We start from the raw sequence: 5,191 nt of genomic DNA, 5'->3' as shown, positions 1-5,191 counted from the left end.
GTCCTCGAGGATGTCGACCTCCACGCCCTTGAGCAGGACGATGCCGTTGAGCCTGGCGTTGAGTTCGTCGATGCGGTCGATCTGGCGCGCGAGCCGATTGGCATCGAGCCCATGAGCCAGCGCCAGGCGCTGCGAGTGTTCAGTGATGGCCAGGTACTGCAGGCCGCGCGCGCGGGCGGCTTCGGCCATGGCTTCCAGGCTGTCGTGTCCGTCGCTTTCCTTGGTGTGCGCATGCAAGTCGCCATGCAGGTCGGACAGCTGCACCAGCATGGGCAAGCGCTGATCCCGTGCGGCGTCGATTTCTCCACGGTCCTCGCGCAACTCGGGTTCTATGAAGGGTAGTCCGAGCGCCTGGTACACCGAGGTCTCGGTGGCGCCCGCGATGCGCTTGTCGCCCCGGTAAATGCCGTACTCATTGAGCTTCAGCCCTGCGTCCTGCGCCAGCTTGCGCAGCGCGATGTTGTGCGCCTTCGATCCGGTGAAATAGAGCCATGCCGCGCCGAAGCTCGCCGGTGCCACGGCGCGCAGGTCGACCTGCAGGCCGTTCCTGAGCAGCACGCTCGCCCGGGTACTGCCCTTGGACAGCACCCGGCGCACACCGGTGCTGGCCGTGAAGCGCTCCATCACAGGGCTGCCCCGCTGGATCGTTACCAGCAGGTCGAGGTCGCCCACGGTGTCGCGCATGCGCCGCAGGCTGCCGGCGGCAACCATCTGCAGCACCCCGGGCACGGCCGCCAGTTCGGACAGCAGCGCTTCAGCCACCTGAGATGCCATGGCCAGTTTGAAGCGGTGGGCGTCCTGAAGGCGTGCGACCGTGGCCTCAAGGATTTGTTGCTGCGTTTTCGGCCCGAAGCCGTGCACTTCGCGGATGCGTCCTTGCTCGGCAGCGCGGTGCAGCTCCTCAAGCGTCTGCACGCCCAGCTCCTGATGCAACGCGCGCACACGTTTAGGCCCCAGCCCCGGAATCTTTAGCAACTGCGTGATTACGGGCGGCATCTCCTTGCGCAGGCGTTCCAGCTGCGCACAGGTGCCGGTGGCCACGACTTCCGTGATCTTGCCGGCCAAGTCGGGGCCGATGCCCGGCAGCTCGTCGAGATCCTCGCCTTGGCCCACCATGGTCTTCACGCTACGACCGAGTTCGCTCAGCATGCGTGCCGCGTTCCGGTAGGCGCGCACGCGGAAGGCATTGGCACCTTGCACTTCGAGCAGATCGGCAATCTCGTCGAAGACGGTGGCCACGTCGGCATTGACGATTGGCATGGAATTCTTGCCTTATCTGGCGATGCGTCAGACCGCTTGTGGTGACCAGATGGACGGTCGGACCACAGCTTGCGTGTCTTCCGCCGTGTGCACCGCAGTGCCAAAGGCCTGCAGCTGGGCTGCGTAACTGCCGTCTTCGACCTCTCGCGTGGTGAACGCGGTGCTCAGGATCGGGGAACCGCCGATTAGTCGGCCGATCTCAGCGACTGCGTTCGGTGCGCCACGGCTACCCATCACCGACACCACCGCGACATCCGGCAGCTGCCCGTGCCGTGATGCCACGAAGCTGCGCATCGGACTAGCGAGACGATAGGCCCAGATAGGTGCCACCAGCACGACAGCGTCGAATTCGTTCGGGGGAGGGCCGACATAGCGAATCGCCGGGCTCCGGCGCAGCCAGGAGTCGACCAAGCAGCGCCACGTGCCCAGCACGCCGCTACGCGGACTAACCTCGGTGATCTCGGCCATCGGCCAGCCCTGCTGGCTGCACAACAGTTGCGCCAGCCGACGGCAGGTGCCCGTATAAGAGTACATGACCACTAGAACTTTGCTCATCGTATTTCTCCAATGGGTCCGTAAAATTATTTACTGTAGGCGCCGAAACGGCGCCTACGTTGCGCTAGATCAATTGCCGGCGCGGTTCGCGCCACGAGGCCATGATTGCGACAGGTCAAGCGGCCCAAGGCAGGTGGGCGTAGACTGCCAAAATGGACTCGGAAACCGCATCCTGTGCAACGGTAGACGGCACATTGATCAATGCGCTACGCGCCCGCCTGCAGGCCGACACGGAGCAGCCGGTGGCGCTGGTGGAGACTCACATCTCCTGGGTGTTGCTCACCGAGCGCCTGGCGTACAAGTTAAAGAAGCCAGTCCGCCTGCCGTTCGTTGACTTCAGCGCGCTGACATCGCGCAAGCATTTTTGCGAGGAGGAGGTGCGCCTCAATCGACGCCTGGCCCCTTCGCTGTACTTGGGCGTGGTGCCGGTATACGGCACGATGCAGGCACCGCGCATCGGGGTGATCGGTGTCATCGAGGATATCGGCGAGCCTATCGACTACGTGGTGTGCATGCTGCGCTTCGCGCCGGGGGCATTGCTAAGCGAACGGCTGGCGGCAGGGGGCCTGCTGCCGGGGCACCTCGATCGTTTGGCGCAGCGGCTGGCCGACTTTCATCGGGACGCTCCGGCCGCGCTGCCTGCATCGCCACTCGATGCCGAGGATCAGGTGCTTCAGCCGGTGCTCAAAGTGCTGAAGCAGCTGCAAGCTGACGGCGACACCTCGCACATCGCAGCACTGCGGGCCTGGGTTGATGCGCAGGTTCCTGCCTTGCGGGAGGCATGGCGCGCACGGCGCGGCGGTGGTGCGGTGCGCGAGTGCCATGGCGATCTTCACTTGGCCAATGCGGTGCTGATCGGTGACGAGGCCACGGCCTTCGACTGCATTGAATTCGATCCGGCCCTGCGCTGGATCGACGTGATGAGCGATGTGGCTTTCCTGGCCATGGACCTGACGGCGCATGGCCGTAGCGACCTTGCGTTTAGCTTTCTCGATACTTACCTGCAGCGCAGCGGCGACTACTCCGGCGTGCGAGTGTTGCGCTTCTACGAGGTGTACCGGGCCTTGGTGCGGGCCCTGGTGGGCCACGTCCGTTCGAGATCCGCCGGCGCGGCCTCACTGGCTGCCGGCCCCGATTACCTGGCGTGTGCGCAGCGGCTGGCGCATACTGCTGGAGGTATGGCGCGCCTGCTGATCACCCACGGCCTGTCCGGGTCGGGAAAATCGACCGTGGCCCGGCAACTGCTGGCGGCTGCCGGCGCCATCCGTCTGCGCTCGGATGTCGAGCGCAAGCGGCTGTTCGGCCTTGGCGCACTGCAGCGGTCTGCCGAACAGGCAGTGGACATCTACACGCCAGGTGCGACTCGGCGCACTTTCGACCGGCTGAAGGAATGCGCGCGCACGGCGCTGCAGGCGGGCTACCCGGTGATCGTCGATGCCGCCTTCCTGCAGCGCGCCGAACGCCGTGCTTTCCACGCGCTGGCGGTCGATCTGCGCGTACCGTTTTCGATTCTGCACTGTCGAGCGAGCGAGACGCAGCTGCGCCAACGGGTGGCCGCCCGCAACGTCGTCGGCCACGACGCCTCTGAGGCGAATGTGAAGGTGCTGGAACACCAACTGGCAAGCCATGAGCCCTTGGACGGCGACGAGCGCGCCGTCGCACTGGAGGTCGTCACCGATGAGCCTGTGGAGGTGGCAGCGCTGTGCGCGCGCTGGCTTTCGCAACTATGAGTCGTTTGGCATGCAGACGCAGCCCGAGGCGGCCGACGCGAAGTTATTGACGCAGATCAACTCGCCTCTTCGGAAAAAGAAGATCCTTGCACATATGAACATGCTTGACAAAAATACCTTGAAACCTCTGAAAGCCTGGCTGCTTGGGAGGGAGACCGAACTGCTGGCCGAGATCGACTCGGCGCTAGAAGCCGCAGGAGAGGCGACAAGCGCAGATATGAGGGAAGTCAACGACCTGGAAGATCAGGCGAGCAAACGTGAGCGTACGACGCTGCAGGATGCCGAGGTGCAACGCGATCGCAACGAACTCGCTGATGTGCGTGCAGCGCTGGTCCGCCTGAACGACGGCACTTACGCCATATGCATCAACTGTGGCCAGCCGATCGATTTTGAGCGCTTGGCGGTCATGCCCGCGGCCGCTCGCTGCATGGTATGCCAAACCCAGTTCGAGGCTCGTGCGATCCCGCCTGCAGGGATCAGCCGATCTTGATCTTCGTACGTAAGCAATGGGATGGACGCCCCACCCCTGAACGGCATCGCATAACTGTGGATAAGCTCCCCTTTGGGTGACTTCTACCAGGACCACAAGCCTGCAATCCCCATGGGTTCGCCATCGGCGCGCGCAATGCGGGTCGGCACCGCCTTGGAGCTTCGCCAGTCTGGTTCGAAGAACGCTTCGGCCGGGATGATGCAGCGCTGGCCGTGTCGCCAGGCATCCCGGAAACTCGGTTTGCTCGCGACCGTCTCGCTGCGTGCGTTGTATGTATGCCGGGCGATGGCGGTGTCGCTGGTCTCAGCCCGAACTGCCCAGGGATGGCTTCGCGCTCGGGTACCGCCTCGTCACCCGCATCTGCCTCACGCGGTCGCCGGATGAAACTGGCAGCGTACATGGGCCAGATATCGAACTTGCCTGGATCGTCAGGCGGATCGACATCAAAGTGGCGCCGATAGCGCTCCCGGTCCTTCATAGCTTGGTAATGGCTGCACATGCGGGGTATGGTACCGCCCGAGCAATAGGCCGCCCTCCGGGCCTGCGCACAGCAAAAAAAGAGTAACGGCTGGTCGAGTGAAATGAAGGTGTCATGTTGCCCGTGCAAGATGGCCTGCATCAGACATTTCAGCGTGCCCTTTTTTATCACCACAATGATTCTCAAATACCCTCTTTCCGCCAATGAAGCGTCCATCATCGCCATCGGGGTGCTGGACGACTTGGTGAACGTTCTTGTGAAGGCAAGCTGCCTCAAGATGTCACCTGTATTTCTGGACTGGATCGCCGATGAAGCCACGCCTTTGGTGGAGCGGTGTGTGGCGCGTTCAATCAAAAACTCACGGTTTTTAGACAGCCTTCTAATGGGTGACCCGAGAATTGCCATGGCGCGCTGGGTGCGTCACTGGGTATGCCCCCGGATAGTGGCCAACTTCGAAGAACTGGCTGGGTACCTGCCGGAGTTTGCCGATAGCCGCCCAGCAAACTTACAGCCTAGTGCACCCGAACCCATGCATTTTTTGCACAAAGCCCAGCCATGCATCGCATCCCGCCAGTATTGAGCTCGCAAGTAATCAACACCGGCGCGGCATAGAGGGGTACGGTGCCCCACATCAAAGGAAATTGCCTAGCGTGTAAACTTATCCGTAAATAATGTTTA

6 protein-coding genes are annotated in these 5,191 nt (G+C 62.8%); 3 read left to right on the top strand and 3 right to left on the bottom strand.

Going from position 1 to position 5,191, the window contains the following annotated elements; translation table 11 throughout:
* Together B3F77_RS04375 and B3F77_RS04370 are read right to left on the bottom strand one after the other, a co-directional pair.
* Window positions 1–1,260, bottom strand: a 1,260-nt coding sequence (locus B3F77_RS04375) for a helix-hairpin-helix domain-containing protein (protein WP_293603778.1), incomplete at its 3' end; no start/stop codon positions are given.
* 27 nt (window positions 1,261–1,287) lie between these two features.
* Complete coding sequence (locus tag B3F77_RS04370; protein ID WP_293603777.1) at window positions 1,288–1,815, bottom strand: flavodoxin family protein; 528 nt, start codon at window positions 1,813–1,815, stop codon at window positions 1,288–1,290.
* 152 nt (window positions 1,816–1,967) lie between these two features.
* Between B3F77_RS04370 and B3F77_RS04365 the strand changes: the two genes are divergently transcribed.
* Together B3F77_RS04365 and B3F77_RS04360 are read left to right on the top strand one after the other, a co-directional pair.
* On the top strand, window positions 1,968–3,545 hold the full coding sequence (locus B3F77_RS04365; protein WP_293603776.1) for an AAA family ATPase: 1,578 nt from the start codon (window positions 1,968–1,970) through the stop codon (window positions 3,543–3,545).
* A 10-nt stretch (window positions 3,546–3,555) separates the two neighbouring features.
* A complete protein-coding gene (locus B3F77_RS04360) occupies window positions 3,556–4,035 on the top strand; it encodes a TraR/DksA family transcriptional regulator (protein WP_293603775.1) in 480 nt (159 codons plus the stop codon).
* An 83-nt stretch (window positions 4,036–4,118) separates the two neighbouring features.
* Here B3F77_RS04360 and B3F77_RS04355 read toward each other — a convergent pair whose 3' ends face one another.
* The gene (locus B3F77_RS04355) at window positions 4,119–4,322 is read right to left on the bottom strand and encodes an SOS response-associated peptidase family protein (protein WP_293603779.1); all 204 of its coding nucleotides are present in this window, start codon (window positions 4,320–4,322) and stop codon (window positions 4,119–4,121) included.
* 345 nt (window positions 4,323–4,667) lie between these two features.
* Here B3F77_RS04355 and B3F77_RS04350 point away from each other — a divergent pair, with 345 nt between their 5' ends.
* Entirely contained in the window at window positions 4,668–5,093 is a 426-nt protein-coding gene (locus tag B3F77_RS04350; RefSeq protein WP_293603774.1) for a hypothetical protein, read from the top strand.
* The last annotated feature ends 98 nt before the right edge of the window (window positions 5,094–5,191 follow it).

The sequence above is a fragment of the Polaromonas sp. UBA4122 genome (genome assembly GCA_002381615.1).
Lineage (GTDB): Bacteria > Pseudomonadota > Gammaproteobacteria > Burkholderiales > Burkholderiaceae_C > Polaromonas.
Note: the sequence above shows the minus strand (reverse complement) of the source record. Positions and strands in the feature narration are given on the sequence as shown.

Bases quoted from the DNA above. Each gene is read 5' to 3' on its own strand.
- B3F77_RS04370 (WP_293603777.1), bottom strand. From the start codon at position 1,815: ATGAGCAAAGTTCTAGTGGTCATGTACTCTTATACGGGCACCTGCCGT.
- B3F77_RS04365 (WP_293603776.1), top strand. From the start codon at position 1,968: ATGGACTCGGAAACCGCATCCTGTGCAACGGTAGACGGCACATTGATC.
- B3F77_RS04360 (WP_293603775.1), top strand. From the start codon at position 3,556: ATGCAGACGCAGCCCGAGGCGGCCGACGCGAAGTTATTGACGCAGATC.